Source organism: Armatimonadota bacterium (genome assembly GCA_031081585.1).
GTDB lineage: Bacteria > Sysuimicrobiota > Sysuimicrobiia > Sysuimicrobiales > Humicultoraceae > Geohabitans > Geohabitans tengchongensis.
Genome location: JAVHLY010000024.1, coordinates 1 through 15,500, shown reverse-complemented (window position 1 = coordinate 15,500; position 15,500 = coordinate 1). Strand labels below are relative to the sequence as shown.

Sequence of the window (15,500 nt, the reverse complement as noted above, 5' to 3'; positions counted from 1 at the left end):
GTATAATCGCCACGCGCTATGGCTCCCTGGCTGCGTCGGCCAAAGTACGCTTCCCTCCAGCGCAGGGACATGCCCGCCGGCCTGTGGGCGAAGTGCGCGCGCTGCCGCCAGCTGGTCTACCAGAAGGAGCTCGACCGCCACCTGCAGGTGTGTCCGCGCTGCGGCTATCACCACCGGCTGGGCGCGCGGGAGCGCATCGCCCTCACCCTCGATGCCGGGAGCTTCACCGAGTTCGACGCGGAGCTGACCTCCAGGGATCCGCTCCAGTTCCCCGACTACGCGGCGAAGCTGGCGGAGGCCCGGCGGCGGACGGGGCTGGCCGAAGCGGCCGTGGCGGGGGTGGGGGCGGTCGACGGGCAGCGCACCGTGGTCGTGGCCCTGGACTTCTTCTTCATGGGCGGCTCCATGGGGTCGGCGGTGGGCGAGAAGGTGGCCCGCGCCGCCGAGCGCGCCCTGGCCGAGCGGCTGCCCCTCGTCGCCTTCTGCGCCTCGGGCGGGGCCCGCATGCAGGAGGGGGCGCTCTCGCTGATGCAGCTGGCCAAGACGAGCGCGGCCATCGCCCGGCTGCACGAGGCCGGGCTCCCCTACCTCTCCGTGCTGTGCGACCCCACCACCGGCGGCGTGGCCGCCTCCTTTGCCTTTCAGGGCGACGTCATCCTGGCCGAGCCCGGAGCGCTCATCGGCTTCGCCGGCCGCCGCGTCATCGAGCAGACCATCCGCCGCAAGCTGCCCGAGACCTTCCAGACCGCCGAGTTCTGCCTGGAGCACGGGATGATCGACATGATCGTCCCGCGCGCCGAGCTGCGCGGGCGGCTGGGCCTGCTGCTGCGCACCTTCGGCGCCTCGCGTCCCGTCCCGGTCCCGGTATGACCCTGCCGCTCGACGCCACCAGCCCCGCGCCCGGGGACGCGGCGCACCCGCCGGGCGCCCCGGCGGTCGTGCGCCCCTCCGCCTGGGAGGTCGTGCAGCTGGCACGCCACGCCCAGCGTCCCAAGGCCCCCGACGTCGTGCGCGCCCTCCTCACCGACCTGGTGGAGGTGCACGGCGACCGCGCGTACCGCGACGACCCGGCCATGCTGGCGGGGTTCGGCTGGTTCGACGGGCAGCCGGTGGCCGTGGTGGCCCCGCGCAAGGGCCGCGACACCCGCGAGAACCTGGCGTTCAACTTCGGGATGCCCAACCCGGAGGGGTACCGCAAGGCCATCCGGGTGATGCGGCTCGCGGAGAAGTTCGGCCTCCCCCTGCTGAGCGTCGTCGACACCCCGGCCGCCTTCCCCGGCGACGAGGCGGAGATGCGCGGCCAGGCCGAGGCGATCGCCCGGGCCATCCAGACGATGACCCGCCTGCGCGTCCCCATCGTGGTGGTGATCACCGGGGAAGGCGGCAGCGGCGGGGCGCTGGCCATCGCCGTGGGCGACGTGGTGCTCATGCTGGAGTACGCGACCTACACCGTCATCCCGCCCGAAGGGTGCGCGGCCATCCTCTGGCGCGACGCCGCCCGCGCCCGGGAGGCGGCGGAGGCGCTGCACCTCACCGCCCCCGACCTGCTCCGCCTGGGGGTGATCGACGAGATCGTCCCCGAACCCCCCGGCGGCGCGCACCTCGATCCCGATGCTGCCATCGCGTCGGTACGCGCGGCCGTGGCGCGCCACCTGCGCGCGCTGCGCGGCATCGACCCGGCGGCCTTGCTGGCCCGCCGCTACGAGAAGTACCGCCGCATGGGGCAGGTGCTGGTCGAGGGCGATGGCTGAGACGCCCGGTCCCGACCTCGAGGTGGTGCGGGCGCTCATCCGCCTGGCCGAGGAAGCCGACCTGCGCGAGCTGGTCGTGGAGGCGGGCGGCGTGCGCGTGCGCATCCGGCGGGGTGTCGCGGCCCGGCGGCCGGGAGCGGCGGCCGGGCCCGCGGCGGCCAGGGGGGCGGCCGGGCCCGCGGCGGTCAGGTCCGCGGCGGCCCGGTCCGCGGCGGCCCCGGAGGAGGTCCCGGCCCCGTACGCCGCCTTCGGTGAGGGGCTGGAGGAGCCGTTCGCACCGGCGGGTCCTGCGGGCGAGGGCGAGGACCGCCTGGCCGAGACCGACCACCTGCGCCCCATCACCGCGCCCATGGTCGGCACCTTCTACCGCGCGCCGGCACCGGACGCCCCGCCCTTCGTGAACGAGGGCGACGTGGTGCAGCCGGGCCAGACGGTCTGCATCATCGAGGCGATGAAGCTCTTTAACGAAATCCAGAGCGAGGTGGCCGGCCGGGTGGCCCGCATCCTGGTGGAGAACGGCAGCCCGGTGGAGTACGGCCAGCCGCTCATCCTCATCGAACCCGCCTCCGGCTGAACCGTGTTCCAGAAGGTCCTGGTGGCCAACCGGGGCGAGATCGCCGTGCGGGTGATCCGTGCCTGCCACGAGCTGGGCATCCGCACGGTGGCGGTCTACTCGGAGGCGGACCGCCACAGCCTGCACGTGAAGCTGGCCGACGAGGCCTTCTGCATCGGCCCGCCGCCGGCCAGCGAGTCCTACCTGAACATCCCCAACATCATGGCCACCGCCGAGCTGCTGGGCGTGGACGCCATCCACCCCGGCTACGGCTTCCTGGCCGAGAACGCCCACTTCGCTGAGATCTGCCAGGACGTGAAGATCACCTTCATCGGCCCCTCCCCCGAGGCGATCCGCAAAATGGGCAACAAGGCCGAAGCGCGCCAGACGATGCAGCGCGCCGGCCTCCCGGTGATCCCCGGCAGCGACGGACCCCTGCGGGACGAGCGGCAGGTCCAGGAGCTGCTGCGCCAGGTGGGGCTGCCGCTCATGCTCAAGGCGGCGGCGGGCGGGGGCGGGCGGGGGATGCGGGTGGTGCACACGGCGGAGGACCTGCGCAGCGCCGTGGCGCTGGCCCGGCGCGAGGCGGAAGCCGCCTTCGGCGACGGGGCCCTCTACGTGGAGAAGTACGTCGAGGAGCCGCGCCACATCGAGGTCCAGGTGCTGGCTGACCGCTACGGCACCGTCGTCCACCTGGGCGCCCGCGACTGCTCCATCCAGCGCCGCCACCAGAAGCTGCTGGAGGAATCCCCGCCGCCGCGCCTGCCGGAGCGGGTGCTCCACGCGCTGGGGCGGGCGGCGGTGCGCGCCGCCCAGGCCATCCACTACACCAACACCGGCACCGTGGAGTTCCTGGTGGATCGGGACGGCCACTTCTACTTCATGGAGATGAACACGCGCATCCAGGTGGAGCACCCGGTCACGGAGATGGTCACCGGGATCGACCTGGTGAAGGAGCAGATCCGCATCGCCGCCGGGGAGCGGCTGAGCGTCTCGCAGAAGGACGTCGAGCTGCGCGGGCACGCCATCGAGTGCCGCATCAACGCCGAGGACCCGCGCCACGACTTCCGGCCCAGCCCCGGGGTGATCACCGCCTTCCTGCCGCCGGGCGGGCCGGGCATCCGCCTCGACACCCACGTCTACCCCGGCTACGCCGTCCCGCCCTACTACGACTCGCTCATCGCCAAGCTCATCGCCTGGGGGCAGACGCGCGAGGAGGCAATCAGCCGGATGCGCCGGGCGCTGGCGGAGTTCGAGATCCGCGGGGTGCCCACCACCATCCCCTTCCACCTGCGGGTGCTGGACAACGCCTGGTTTCGCCGGGGCGAGGTCTACACCAACTTCGTCCAGCGCCGCATCGACCTGACGCAGCTCTAGCCGCGGGTGGCGCGCCTGGCTGGCCCGGTCCAGCCAGGGCCGCGCGATCCCCCGGACGGCGGATGGGCCGGTGCCCGATCCCGCAAGTACAGGTCGAACCACTCGAGCATGTCCAGCAGCATGTGCCGCACGTTGGCCGGAGAGAGCACGTAGTAGGTCTCATTCGGGTAGACCTTGTACTGGAACGTCTTGTACGCGCGTTCCAGCGCCCGGGCGAACTCCAGGCCCGCGTCGCTCCACGGCCACTTGCCCTCGCCATGGAGGACGAAGCACGGGGTCGTGGCCCGCGCCACCTGGTAGATCGGCGAGCAGCGGTAGTAGACCTCCTCGTTGCCTTCCAGCGGGCCGCCAAACTCGTACTCCAGCAGCTTGACGTGGCGCAGCTCGAGGTCGTGATAATGGCGGACCCAGTTGGCATAGCCGGAACAGACCACGGCCGCCTGGAACTCCTCCGGCGCGAAGCAGACCGCCGACATCGTCAGGCAGCCGCCGTAGCTGGTTCCGGTGATCCCCGTGTGGTGGGGATCCACCTCCGGCAGCGTGGCCAGGAAGCGCTTGCCGGCAATGGCATCACGGAGATCGCCGCCGCCCCAGTCTCTGTTGTTCAGGTCTTCGAAGGCGCGCCCGTACCCGGAGCTGCCCCGGACGTTGGGGAGGAGCACCGTGTACCCGTGCATGGCAAAGAACTGGACCGACGGCTGGAAGGTGTCCAGGAACTGGGACGTGGGCCCGCCGTGGAGCCAGAGCAGGCCCGGGCTGCGCTCCCCCGGCATCAGGCCGCGGCCCCGGTACAGATACGCCGTAATCGTCAGGCCGTCGTCGGCGGCGTAGTGAACCTTCTCCGGGCGCACCAGGGCGGAAGCGGCCCACGGGGGCAGGGACGCCGTCAGGGCGCGCGTCCGGCCGGTTTCCACGTCGACCACCCAGAGGTCCTGAGGCGCGGTGGTCGTCTGGAACAGGTAGCAGATCTGGCGCCCGTCGGGGGACCACTGCGGGAAGGCACAGACCCCGTCCTCGGGGTCCACGAGCACCCGCGGCTCGCCGCCGGAGACCGGCGCGACCCGCAGCTGGAGCGTCCCGTCGTGGTTCTCGACGTAGGCGACGAACCGCCCATCCGGCGACCAGGCGGCCTCCCCCTGGTCCGCCGCCGCCGGCGCCACCGCCCGCAGGTCGCCGCCGTCGATCGGGACGATGTAGAAGTTGAACCAGCCTGACCGCTGCGACCGGATCAGCAGGTGCCTCCCGTCCGGCGAGGGCAGCGGCGTGCCGAACGTCCGACCGTAGTGGTAGTCGAACATGTCGGTGTCGCGCACCACCACCCGCGCGTTGCCGCCGTCGAGGTCGATGAGGATGACGTCGTGGTCGGTCCAGGCCTCGTTGAGGCGGACGAACACGATGTGCTGGCCGTCGGGCAGGAAGGCCGGGTACACCTCGTACCGGGGATCGGAGGTGAGTCGGACGGCCTCGCCCGAGGGGACGGCCACCCGGTAGATGTCGTACTGGCCGTACCGGTTCCCCGAGAGCACGAGGCTGCGGCCGTCGGGGGCCCACCGGAACGCCTCGATGGCGCCGCCCAGGCGCGTCAATCGCTGATCCGGCCCGCGGAGACTCCAGAGCCAGATTTCCGGCGTGCCGCTCTTGGCCGAGATGTAGGCGACGTACTCGCCCGTCGGCGACCACTGCGGCATCCGCGCACCCAGGAACGGGATCTCGCCCATCCCGGTTGTCAACCGTACCGGGGCGCCGCCGGACGGTGAGACGCTCCACAGTTCGGGTTCGCCCGCCATCGCCGAGACGAAGAGGATGGCCGACCCGTCCGGCGCCCACTGCGGAGGTTCGGGCAACGCGGCCGGGCGGATGGCCAGGAGCTGATCGAGGCTCAACGTCGGCAGGACATCCGTCACGCGGGGAACACCAGTCCTCTGATGCATCGCAACCTCCTCCCCTCCTCCGGCCCGGGCAGGCTCGGAGCCGCCGTCACCGCCCGGCCGCCTCCGGCAGGCCTACCGGAGCCCCCACCGTCCCACGCACGAAGCCCAGCAGGAGGAGTACCTCCACCCCCTGGGCGAGGACCATCGCCCATGCCGCCACCAGGATGCCCGGCCCCCCTGCCAGCGCTCCCAGGGTGAGCACGATCCCCAGGACGACCAGGTGGGCGGCCATGGCCTGCTGGACCCGACCGGTGCGATGGGCGGCGATCAGGGCACCCCGGTAGAGGTTGCGCAGCCCGAGCAGCCACGGCAGCGCCACCATCGTGCGCAGACCCGCTACGGTGGCGTCGCGCAGCGGAGGGGACAGGCTGATGATCCGGCCCACGTAGAGGTCCACCAGGGGGGTGAAGGCCACCAGCGCCAGGACGGCGGTACACCCGAGCCCGGTCCACAGCACGAAGCGGGTGACCACCGCGGGGCCTCCGGCGCGCTCCTGGACGGCGACCACCATCTCCTGAAACGCCATCACGCCCGCCGCGACGAGGTGCATGAACCCGTTGGCCACGGGCCAGGCCGCCAGGGAGACACCCGGCAGCGCGGCACGGGCGATCCCCGCGGTGACCATGGGGCGGGCGATCACGCGCATGAGGTCGGTGGCCGCCAGCGGCAGGCAAAAGCGCACGATCGCTGCACTGGTCAGCCCACCGGAGGGCCCCGGGGGCAGCTGACGCACCCGGGGCAGAGCCCACAGGGTGATGATCACCGCCTCGACCACTACGCTCGCCGACAGGGCGATGGCACCCATCGTCGCCCCGGGCAGCCTCGCCGCCACGCCCAGGAGGACGGTCCCGGTGAGGGCGGCCAGCCGGCTCAGCGTGCCGTAGCCGATCAGACGGGGCGCGTTGGCCAGCAGCAGCGGGCCCTGGTAGAACCGGCGCCAGGCGATTGCCGGCACCCAGGGGAGCAACCACCGCAGGGCCGGCTTGGCCTCCGCCAGCACCGCGGGCGGGACCCCGATGAGGCCGGCGAGGACGACGTCGGACAGCCGGGTGAACGCCACGACAGTGAACAGCGCCGTGAGCGCGCCGGCCCAGATGAGCATGAACCGGCGCAAGAGGCGGTAGGCGGCCTGCGTCCGCGTCAGGGCCACCGAGGCCGAGAAGAGCATGATGATCGGGCTCTCGATCAGGACAGCCAGGTCGAGGGTGACGCCGAAAGCCGCCAGGTGCACGTCCGGGTGGCCCAGCCGGCTGATGCCGGCCGCCACCACCGGCTGCGCGACAGCCATCATGAGCCAGGACAGCGCCAGGGGGAGCCAGTACGCCACCAGGCGCGCCGTCGGCCACGAGGGTGCCGCGTCTGCCATCAGTCGTAGCGGATGCGTGGGTCGAGGTAGCCGTAGAGCAGGTCGACGGCCAGGTTGACCACGACGTAGACCGTGGCGATGAAGAGCACCCCGCCCTGGACGACGGGGAAGTCCCGGCTCTGGATGCCCTGGAGCAGCAGCAGCCCCAGGCCCCGGCGAGCGAACACCGACTCGACGATCACCGTCCCGGCCAGGAGCCCGCCGAACTGGAGCCCGACGATGGTCACCACGGGGATGAGGGCATTCCGCAGCGCGTGGTGCGTAATCACGCTCCACGGCCTCAACCCCTTCGCCCGGGCGGTGCGCACGTAATCCTCCTGGAACACCTCCACCAGGCTGCTGCGGACCATGCGGGCAATGATCGCGGCCGCGCCAAACCCCAGCGTCCCCGCCGGGAGGACCAGGCCCGCAAGGCCGGGCAGGCTCGTGACGGGCAGCACGCCCAACCAGATGGCGAAGACGTAGATGAGCAGGAAGCCCAGCCAGAAGGACGGCATCGACACCCCCAGCAGCGCCACGACCATCGTGAGGTTGTCCAGCAGCCGGCCGCGGTGGAGGGCGGCCAGGACCCCCAGGGTCGTTCCGAGCAGGATGGCGCACCCCATCGCCGCGACGGCGAGCTGGAGGGTCAGCGGGAACCGTTCCAGGATGAGATCGGTCACCGGGTGGTTGCCCCAGATCGACCGGCCGAGGTCGCCTCGCAGCAGGCGGAGGAGAAACCGGCCATACTGCACCGGCAGGGGCTCCTTGAGGCCCAACCGCTCCCGAACCGCCTCCACCTGCTCCGCCGTCGCCCCGCCGCTCTCCACGAACATCGCCAGCACGGGGTCCCCCGGGACGAAGTGCAGCATCGAGAAGGTGAACAGGGTGACCCCCAGCAGGACCGGGACGGCCGTCAGCGCACGCCGGAGGACGTACGTGGCCATGCGCGCCTCAGGCGCGGGGGCAGCCGGCGCCTACCGCAGCCGCGTGGGGTAGAAGTACGGAAATGCCACCTCGTTGAACGTCAAGTTCTCCACGGTGGTCCGCACGCCGAAGACGTAGTCCTCCTCCCACCCCATCACGCCGACGGCATTCACCAGGATGATGCGCATGGCCCCGATGAGGTTGCGCCACCGGGTCTCGGGATCGGCCGAGGCCAGGGCCGTGTCGAGCAGGCGGTCGAGCTCGGGGGAGGTGAAGCCGTACCAGTTGTAGACGGAACCGCTCCGGAAGAACGACGCCAGGATGCCGGCGCTCTCGTAGCCGGAGTCGCTGATGATGGTGGCGTCGAAGTCCCCCTTGCTGACGCTGCCGATCCAGAAGTTGAAGTCGCCGATGCGGAAGCGCAGCTCGATCCCGGCCTGGCGCAGCATCGCCTGCAGCGGCTCCGACTCGCGCACCGTGACGCCTTCGGGGATGACGTGTTCCAGCACCAGACGCTCCGTCCCCCGCACCCGGATCCCGTCGGGGCCGGGCCGCCACCCGGCCTCCTCGAGCAGCTGCTTGGCGCGGTCAAGATTGTACTCATAGTCCACCGGCTGGAGCTGGCTCCGGTACAGGTTCCGGAAGGCCTGGGGGACCATGTTGATGGGGAGCGGCCCGAGCCCCGGACGCCCGGTGCCTCCCCACGTGGGCAGCCGCATGAGCAGGGGTCGGTTGATCGCGTGGTTGATGGCCCGTCGCACCCGCAGGTCCGCAGTCGGGCCCCGTCGGGTGTTCAGCAGCAGCATGCGCGCCGTCCCCGCCTTCGGCACCAGCACGATGCGCACGCCCGGTTTGCCCCGCAGCACGGCGATGTCCGGCGGGGTGACCTGCGCGCTGGTCGCCTGGCCGGTCTCCACGGCCGCCGCCCGGGTACCGGCCTCGGGGACCTGGCGGTAGATGACCCGTTCCACGAATGCCGGGCCGGTGTGGCCGAACACCCGCGCCCCCCAGCGGTAGTCCGGGTTCCGCTCCAGCACGGCGTCACCCCCGCGCGCCCAGCTCACGAGCCGGAACGGCCCGGTGCCGACCAGCTCCCGTGCCCCGTAGTCGTCGCCCAGCCGGCGCAGGGCCGCCGGGGAGTCAATCCCCAACCCCCCGTCGCTGAGGTACGTGAGGAACCCCCCGTGGGGCTCCCGGAAGATGACGCGCACCGTGAACTCATCCACCACCTCGGTGCGAATGTACCGGGGCCCGCCCATGGCCAGGTAGCGGAACCCGCGCCGCGGTCGGTCGGGCGACATGGTCCACTCGAAGTTGAACCGGACCGCCTCCGCGTTGAACGGCGTCCCGTCGTGGAACCGGACCCCGCGGCGAAGGCGGAAGGTGTAGATCCGCCCGCCGGCGGTGATCTCCCACGACTCCGCCAGCCAGGGATGGATCGTCCCGTCGGCGGGGTTCACCGCGACGAGGTTGTCCAGCACGTGGCGAGCCACCATGCGGCAGGGCGTGTTGTTGGACAGGTGCTGGTTCAGGGTGTCGGCACAGACGGTGGCCTGCGCGTGGATCAGGGTCCCGCGGGCATCCTGGGCCCGGCCCGCCACCCGCAGCCCCCCCACCAGGAGGACCGCCACCACCCCGGCCAGCGCCCACCGGCGCCCCAGGCGCCTGTGATCTGCCATCACCTTCCACCTCCTCCGTCCGCTCCGGCGTTCAGCTCCGCGGCACCTTTGGGTCGAGCGCGTCCCGCAACCCGTCCCCGAGCAGGTTCATCCCGAGCACCGTGACCATGATGGCCAGTCCGGGAAAGGTGGTGATCCACCAGGCCTGGCGCAGGTAGGCCCGCCCGAACGACAGCATCGCGCCCCACTCCGGCGTCGGGGGCTGAGCGCCCAGCCCGAGAAAGGACAGGCCCGACGCGGCCAGGATCGCGGAGGCCAGGCCCAGGGTGGCCAGGACGATGACGGACGGCAGGACGTTGGGCAGTATGTACCGCCAGATGATCCGGCCGGGCGTGCAGCCGATCGCCCGGGCGCCCGTCACATAGTCCATGGCGCGGATCGCCAGGGTCTGGCCCCGTGTCACGCGGGTGAAGGACGGCGTCGCGGCAATGCCTACCGCCAGCATGACGTTGTACAGCCCGGGCCCCAGCACGGCCACGATGGCCAGCGCGAGCAGGATGCCCGGAAACGCCAGCATGAGGTCCATGATCCGGAGGATGACGTCGTCCAGCCATCCCCCGTAGAAGCCGCTGACCAGGCCGAGGGTCACCCCCGCCGTCCCGCCAATACCGACGGAGATGAGACCGACGCTGAGCGAGAGGCGGGAACCGTAGATCACCCGGCTGAGGACGTCCCGTCCCACCTCATCGGTCCCGAAGGGATGCTCCCGGGAGGGCGGCTGGAGGGGCTGGAGGAGGTCCTGGAACGTCGGGTCGTAGGGGGCGAGCCATGGAGCCCCCAGCGCCACACCCCCGGCAACGGCCAGCAGCGTCAGCCCGGCCATCGCCCCGCGGTTGCGGGCCAGCTGTGCCCGAACGATGGAGCCATAGGTGCGAGACCGTTCGGCTGCCGGCAGCTGGGGCAACGCGGTCACTCGGGTGCTCATACGACGGCCTCGTCCAGGCGCTCGTTCACTCGATCACCGCCAGGGCGCGCGGCGCCTGCGTCAGGGGCACGGCGCTGTCGGGTGTGACCACCACAACGTCTTCCACCCGGCAGGCGTAGCCGTTGGGCACGCGGCTCGACGGCTCCACCGTGAACGTCATAGCCTCCCGCAGCACCGTGCGGTCCCCGGTCTCCAGGTAGGGCGGCTCGTGCACGGTCACGCCGATGCCGTGGCCCAGCCGGTGCGTGAAGTAGTCGCCGTACCCGGCTTCGCGGAGCACGTCCCGCGCGGTGCGGTCGGCATCCTCGGCCGTGATGTCCCCGGCCCGCATGGCGGCCATCGCCGCGCGCTGGGCCTCCAGGACCGCGTCGAACATGGCGGCGACCTCCTGGGGCGGACTCCCCAGGAAGGCCGTCCGGCCGAAGTCCGAGCAGTACTCCTCGTACACGCAGCCGAAGTCGAACGTGATGGCGTCCCCGGGGGCGAGGCGGCGCTGGCCGTGCCGGGTCGTGGGGAGGCGGTCACTGTTGGGCCGGGTGAACCGCACGCCGGTGACGAAGGCCGGGTAGTCGGCGCCGTGCTGGGCGAACTGGTAGTCGATCTCGTGGGCCACGTCGAGCTCGCGCACGCCTTCGCGGAGGACCTTCAGGATCGCCATGTACACGGCATCGGCCACCGCCGCCGCCCGCCGCATCACCTCCAGCTCGTCGGCCGTCTTGATCATCCGGAGGGGGGCGATGAGCCGACTCGCCGGCACCAGCTGAAGGCCAGCGGCGCGCAGGGCCTCGACCGTCGGCACCCAGGCCCGGTCGTCGACGGCGACGCGCCGCGCCCCGGGAGCGACCCGGTGGAGGACATCCCCCATGACGGAGGCGGGATCCTCCCCCTCGAGGACGACCCGGACGTCGGAAATCCAGGGTTTGCCCCGGGCCTGGTGCAGGAAGAACTCGGAACCCATGCGCGGCACCACCAGCACGAGGCGTTCGAGTCCGACGTAGGCGCCCTCGATCCAGTCGGCGTAGGCGTTGGTGTCGGTGGCGTGGGGCTGCTGCCGCCGGACGCCAGTGAGGTAGGCGAGATTCGCCCCGGGGCGCAAGTACAGGGCGTCGACGGGCTCGCCTGCCATGGCCTGCCGGACTGCCTGAAGGCGTGGCCGGATCTCCACTCTCCCGCTCCCCGTCGGCTGACCGTGCGCCGCGGTGCGGCGCCTTGAGCATACGACCAGGAGTCTACTGGGCCGCGTCGTATAATGACTAATACTATCTCCTGATAGCCGGTATCACTTTACCTGATGGCCGTTACCGCCGGTGGGCCGTTCAACCTGCAGCGCCTCTGGACGTTTCGCCGGGTGGCGCAGGAGGGGAGCATGACGCGAGCGGCCGCCGCCCTGTTCCTCTCCCAGCCGGCCGTGTCGGCCCAGATCAAGGCCCTGGAACGGGAGGTCGGGCATCGCCTGTTCCGACGCGGCGGACGAGGAGTGGAACTGACACCCGCCGGTCGAGAACTGATCACACACGTCGAGCGGGGCCTGGCTGCCATTGAGCGCGGTCTCGCCGCGGTGCGGGGACGGCCGACGACTGAGACCCTGGCCGTGGGCACGGTGGTCTCGGTCAGCCTCGACATGCTCCCGGCCCTCCTCGACCGGTTCCACGCACGCCACCCTGAGGTGCGCGTGACGATGCGCACCGGCCATTCCCGCGATGTCGCCCGGATGGTGCTCGACGGATCCGTTCATGTAGGGTTCGTGGTCGCTCGACCGGACCACCAGAACCTCTCCAGCCGGTTGATCCTGGAGGATCCGGTCATCCTGGTCGGCCCGCCGACACACCACCTGGCTGGTCAGCGGATCCCGCTGGCCGCACTGCGTTGCGAACTCGTGCTCCTGGCGCGGTGGGGCGAAGGGTTCGAGCATCTCCAGGAGGCGTTGCGGGCGCGGCTGGGCGAGGAGTTCTCGCCCGCGGTCCAGGTGGACCCCGCCGAGGCGGCCAAACGCATGGTCCTCCAGGGCGTCGGGCTGACGTTTCTCGGGGAGAGCATGGCCTGCCACGAGCTCCGGACCGGTCAGCTGGCGCGCATCGAGGTGGCGGACCTGCCCCCCCTGTACCGACGGGTGTACGTCATCTGGCGAGGGGAGGCCCGGGAGGCGTCCGCCAGGGACAGGTTCCTCGCAACGCTGTGGGGTGAAGCAGGGACGGTGCCGACTACCCTCCCGGCAAGGGTGGCGGCAACCGTCGGAAGGCGACGGCCGCCGCACCCACCAGCCCGGCCTCCTCGCCCAGCGCTGCCGGCACCAGGCGCACCGCCTCCAGCGGCCGGGCGAACGCCCGCTCCCGAGCGGCCCGCCAGAGCGGGGCCATGATCAGGTCCCCGGCCTGCATCACCCCGCCCCCCAGGATGATGAGCGGCGGGTTGAGCAGGTTCACCAGCGAGGCCACGGCGGCACCGAGCGCGGTCCCGGCCCGCTCGTAGATCGCCCGGGCCACGGGGTCGCCGGCGCGGGCGGCCTCGGCCACCGTGCGGGCGGAGAGCTCCTCGGGAGGGAGCTCTCGTAGCGAGGTGGCCTCGCCCCGGGCCAGGGCTTCCCGTGCCGCGCGGGCGATTGCCCGTCCCGAGGCCAGCCCCTCCAGGTGACCCGGCTGCCCGCAGAAGCACGGGGGACCATCGAGGGCCACGGTCATGTGCCCGACCTCGCCGGCCGTCCCGCTCACCCCGCTGTAGAGCTCCCCGCCCAGGATCAGTCCGCCGCCCACCCCGGTGCTCACGGTGATGTAGACCAGGTCCGTCACACCCCGGCCCGCCCCCACCCAGGCCTCTCCCAGGGCCGCGGCGTTGGCGTCGTTCTCCACGGCCGCGGGCAGGCCCAGGCGCTCCTCGAGCAGCGCCCGCAGCGGCACGTCGCGCCACCCCACCAGGTTGGGCGGCTCGAAGACGACCCCGCTGCGCGGGTCGAGGGGGCCGGGCGCCCCGGCGGCGACACCCACCAGCGCCTCCCGGGTGACGGCCGCCTCCGCCAGGACGTGGGCGGCCGCCCCGGCCACCGCGGCCACCACCGCGTCCGGTCCGCCGGTGGGGGTGGGGAGTGTGCGGTGGGCCAGGACGCGCCCGTCGCCACCGACCACCCCGACCCGGGTCCGGGTGCCCCCGATGTCCACCGCCAGCGCCGCCCGGGCTGCCATGGCCGCTCCTCACCCTGTCGCGCCCCACCCTGCCGGACGCCCGTCGCGGACGCGCCGACAGGAGGCTCGCGGCGTCCTGTGCAATTGTACCGGCAGAGTTCCCGGGAGGTGGGCCATGCCGTTCGTGGGGACGAGCGCCATCCTGCTCATCGCCGTCGTCCTCGTCGGCTTCCTGATCCTGTACAACGCCATCAAGATCGTCCGCGAGTACCAGCGCCTGGTGGTCTTCCGCCTGGGCCGCTCCATCGGCAGCAAGGGCCCGGGCATCGTCTTCCTCATCCCCCTGGTGGACCGCGCCGTCTGGGTGGACCTGCGCGAGTTCTTCCTGGAGATCCCCAGCCAGACGACCATCACCAAGGACAACGCCCCCATCAACATCGACTTCCTGATCTACTTCAAGGTGCTGAACCCCGAGATGTCGGTGATCCAGGTGCAGGACTTTGCGGGGGCGGCGCGGGGGATCGCCACCACCACCCTGCGCGCCGTCATCGGCGACATCATGCTCGACGACGTGCTGGCCCGGCGCGAGCAGATCAACCAGGTGCTGCGGGCCAAGCTGGACGAGGTCACCGAGCGCTGGGGCGTGAAGGTCACCACGGTGGAGATCCGCGAGATCCTGCCGCCGCGCGAGGTCCAGGAGGCGATGACCCGGCAGATGTCGGCGGAGCGCAGCCGGCGCGCGCTGGTCACGGAGGCGGACGGCAAGCGCGAGGCGGCCATCAAGGTAGCGGAAGGGGAGAAGCAGGCGGCGATCCTCAAGGCGGAGGGCGACCGCCAGGCGGCCATCCTGCGCGCCGAGGGGTTTGCGCTGGCGCTGGACAAGATCTTCGCCGTGGCCCAGAACGTCGACAGCAAGACGATGGCCCTGCAGTACCTGGAGGCCCTCAAGGCGCTCGGCGCCAGCCCGGCCACGAAGTTCATCTTCCCCCTGGAATTCTCCCGGCTGCTGGGGCCGCTCGGGGACATGGCGGGGCAGGCCTTCGGGCGCCCGCCCGGCGAGGAGCGGTCGTCGTAGCGGCCCGGCGACGCGGCCGACGGTCGGCCTGACCTGACGGCGGAGCCCCCGTCGGCAGGCGGCGACGCGGGGCTGCGCTCAGCCCTCCGCGCCCGCGTCGGGTTCGGGGACCTGCCGGAGGGTGCGCACCGGTGAGCCGAGGACCCAGAGGAAAGGCGTCAGCGAGCCCAGCACTCCCACGAGCACCGCGGCGCGCAGCCCCAACCCCTCGCCGAGCGCGCCCCCGACCAGGCTGCCGAGCGGAATGGTCCCCCAGACCAGGAAGCGCATCGTGGCGTTCAGCCGTCCCTGCAGGCGCTGCGGGACGATGGCCTGGCGCAGCGAGACCTGGTTGACGTTGTAGATCAGGCCGCCGGCGCTGCCCACGAAGCCTCCCGCCACCAGCAACGGCGCGGCGGTGGCCGGGGTCGCCACCAGGAGCGGCAGGAAGTACGCGCCGAACAGCGCGGCGCTCCCCACGATCGTCGGGCCGACGCCGAAGCGCCGCGCCAGCCGTCCCGCCAGCGTCGCCCCCACGAGGCCGCCGGTATTCCCCACACCGAAGATCAGGCCGAGCGTGGCGGGAGAGAGCCCCAGCACACCCGTGGCGTAGAGGATGAAGAGCGCTCCCACCGCCGAGGAGAAGAAGTTCGAGGTCCCGGTGGTGGCCGCGATGGCCCGCAGCAAGCGGTGGCCGACCACCACCGCCAGCCCCTCGCGGATCTCCGTCAGCACCGGGCGCCGGTTCGCCGGATCCGGAGGGTCCTCAGGCCGACGGATGCGCGCCAGGAGCCCTCCGGACACGAGGTAGGAGAGGGCGTCGAGGACGAGGGCGAAGGGCG

Annotated in this window: 14 protein-coding genes; 5 read left to right on the top strand and 9 right to left on the bottom strand. The window is 72.0% G+C overall.

The annotated features are described in order from the left end of the window. The first annotated feature begins 18 nt into the window (after positions 1 to 18). Genes accD through accC form a run of 4 tightly spaced genes read left to right on the top strand, consistent with a single transcriptional unit; the run spans position 19 to position 3,681 of the window. A complete protein-coding gene (gene accD / locus RB146_10175; GenBank protein ID MDQ7829340.1) occupies positions 19 to 870 on the top strand; it encodes an acetyl-CoA carboxylase, carboxyltransferase subunit beta in 852 nt (283 codons plus the stop codon). Further along, a complete protein-coding gene (locus tag RB146_10170; GenBank protein ID MDQ7829339.1) occupies positions 867 to 1,751 on the top strand; it encodes an acetyl-CoA carboxylase carboxyltransferase subunit alpha in 885 nt (294 codons plus the stop codon). Before accD ends, RB146_10170 begins: the two co-directional genes overlap by 4 nt. Beyond that, the gene (gene accB, locus RB146_10165; protein MDQ7829338.1) at positions 1,744 to 2,325 is read left to right on the top strand and encodes an acetyl-CoA carboxylase biotin carboxyl carrier protein; all 582 of its coding nucleotides are present in this window, start codon (positions 1,744 to 1,746) and stop codon (positions 2,323 to 2,325) included. The genes RB146_10170 and accB overlap by 8 nt, the downstream gene beginning before the upstream one ends. A 3-nt stretch (positions 2,326 to 2,328) precedes the next feature. Then, on the top strand, positions 2,329 to 3,681 hold the full coding sequence (accC, locus tag RB146_10160; GenBank protein MDQ7829337.1) for an acetyl-CoA carboxylase biotin carboxylase subunit: 1,353 nt from the start codon (positions 2,329 to 2,331) through the stop codon (positions 3,679 to 3,681). On the opposite strand, the gene RB146_10155 is transcribed toward accC, so the two are convergent. The 8 genes from RB146_10155 to RB146_10120 all read right to left on the bottom strand — a co-directional run bounded on the left by RB146_10155 (position 3,678) and on the right by RB146_10120 (position 13,664). Further along, the gene (locus RB146_10155) at positions 3,678 to 5,612 is read right to left on the bottom strand and encodes a S9 family peptidase (GenBank protein ID MDQ7829336.1); all 1,935 of its coding nucleotides are present in this window, start codon (positions 5,610 to 5,612) and stop codon (positions 3,678 to 3,680) included. The two genes, accC and RB146_10155, sit on opposite strands and share 4 nt — an antisense overlap. 46 nt (positions 5,613 to 5,658) lie before the next feature. After that, complete coding sequence (locus RB146_10150; protein ID MDQ7829335.1) at positions 5,659 to 6,978, bottom strand: hypothetical protein; 1,320 nt, start codon at positions 6,976 to 6,978, stop codon at positions 5,659 to 5,661. Next, a complete protein-coding gene (locus RB146_10145; GenBank protein ID MDQ7829334.1) occupies positions 6,978 to 7,904 on the bottom strand; it encodes an ABC transporter permease in 927 nt (308 codons plus the stop codon). The genes RB146_10150 and RB146_10145 overlap by 1 nt, the downstream gene beginning before the upstream one ends. A gap of 30 nt (positions 7,905 to 7,934) precedes the next feature. After that, positions 7,935 to 9,563 carry an ABC transporter substrate-binding protein gene (locus tag RB146_10140; GenBank protein MDQ7829333.1) on the bottom strand — a complete coding sequence of 543 codons (1,629 nt, stop codon included), beginning with the start codon at positions 9,561 to 9,563 and terminating at the stop codon, positions 7,935 to 7,937. 31 nt (positions 9,564 to 9,594) lie between these two features. Continuing rightward, positions 9,595 to 10,488 carry an ABC transporter permease gene (locus tag RB146_10135; GenBank protein ID MDQ7829332.1) on the bottom strand — a complete coding sequence of 298 codons (894 nt, stop codon included), beginning with the start codon at positions 10,486 to 10,488 and terminating at the stop codon, positions 9,595 to 9,597. Positions 10,489 to 10,513: 25 nt separating this feature from the next. Further along, positions 10,514 to 11,653 (bottom strand): Xaa-Pro peptidase family protein, encoded by a 1,140-nt coding sequence (locus RB146_10130; protein MDQ7829331.1) that lies wholly within the window; start codon positions 11,651 to 11,653, stop codon positions 10,514 to 10,516. Between the two features lie 114 nt (positions 11,654 to 11,767). Beyond that, positions 11,768 to 12,535, bottom strand: coding sequence for a hypothetical protein (locus tag RB146_10125; GenBank protein ID MDQ7829330.1), 768 nt, complete (start codon positions 12,533 to 12,535; stop codon positions 11,768 to 11,770). Between the two features lie 154 nt (positions 12,536 to 12,689). Further along, complete coding sequence (locus RB146_10120; GenBank protein MDQ7829329.1) at positions 12,690 to 13,664, bottom strand: ROK family protein; 975 nt, start codon at positions 13,662 to 13,664, stop codon at positions 12,690 to 12,692. A gap of 115 nt (positions 13,665 to 13,779) precedes the next feature. Here RB146_10120 and RB146_10115 point away from each other — a divergent pair, with 115 nt between their 5' ends. Beyond that, a complete protein-coding gene (locus RB146_10115) occupies positions 13,780 to 14,679 on the top strand; it encodes an SPFH domain-containing protein (protein ID MDQ7829328.1) in 900 nt (299 codons plus the stop codon). A 78-nt stretch (positions 14,680 to 14,757) separates the two neighbouring features. On the opposite strand, the gene RB146_10110 is transcribed toward RB146_10115, so the two are convergent. Next, a partial coding sequence (locus tag RB146_10110) for an MFS transporter (GenBank protein MDQ7829327.1) occupies positions 14,758 to 15,500 on the bottom strand: 743 nt, incomplete at its 5' end.

Excerpts from the sequence above, each read along its gene's own strand:
- RB146_10135 (MDQ7829332.1), bottom strand. The coding sequence starts at position 10,488 with ATGAGCACCCGAGTGACCGCGTTGCCCCAGCTGCCGGCAGCCGAACGG.
- RB146_10155 (MDQ7829336.1), bottom strand. The coding sequence starts at position 5,612 with ATGCATCAGAGGACTGGTGTTCCCCGCGTGACGGATGTCCTGCCGACG.
- accD (MDQ7829340.1), top strand. The coding sequence starts at position 19 with ATGGCTCCCTGGCTGCGTCGGCCAAAGTACGCTTCCCTCCAGCGCAGG.
- RB146_10140 (MDQ7829333.1), bottom strand. The coding sequence starts at position 9,563 with ATGGCAGATCACAGGCGCCTGGGGCGCCGGTGGGCGCTGGCCGGGGTG.
- RB146_10170 (MDQ7829339.1), top strand. The coding sequence starts at position 867 with ATGACCCTGCCGCTCGACGCCACCAGCCCCGCGCCCGGGGACGCGGCG.
- RB146_10115 (MDQ7829328.1), top strand. The coding sequence starts at position 13,780 with ATGCCGTTCGTGGGGACGAGCGCCATCCTGCTCATCGCCGTCGTCCTC.
- RB146_10150 (MDQ7829335.1), bottom strand. The coding sequence starts at position 6,978 with ATGGCAGACGCGGCACCCTCGTGGCCGACGGCGCGCCTGGTGGCGTAC.
- accB (MDQ7829338.1), top strand. The coding sequence starts at position 1,744 with ATGGCTGAGACGCCCGGTCCCGACCTCGAGGTGGTGCGGGCGCTCATC.
- RB146_10145 (MDQ7829334.1), bottom strand. The coding sequence starts at position 7,904 with ATGGCCACGTACGTCCTCCGGCGTGCGCTGACGGCCGTCCCGGTCCTG.
- RB146_10120 (MDQ7829329.1), bottom strand. The coding sequence starts at position 13,664 with ATGGCAGCCCGGGCGGCGCTGGCGGTGGACATCGGGGGCACCCGGACC.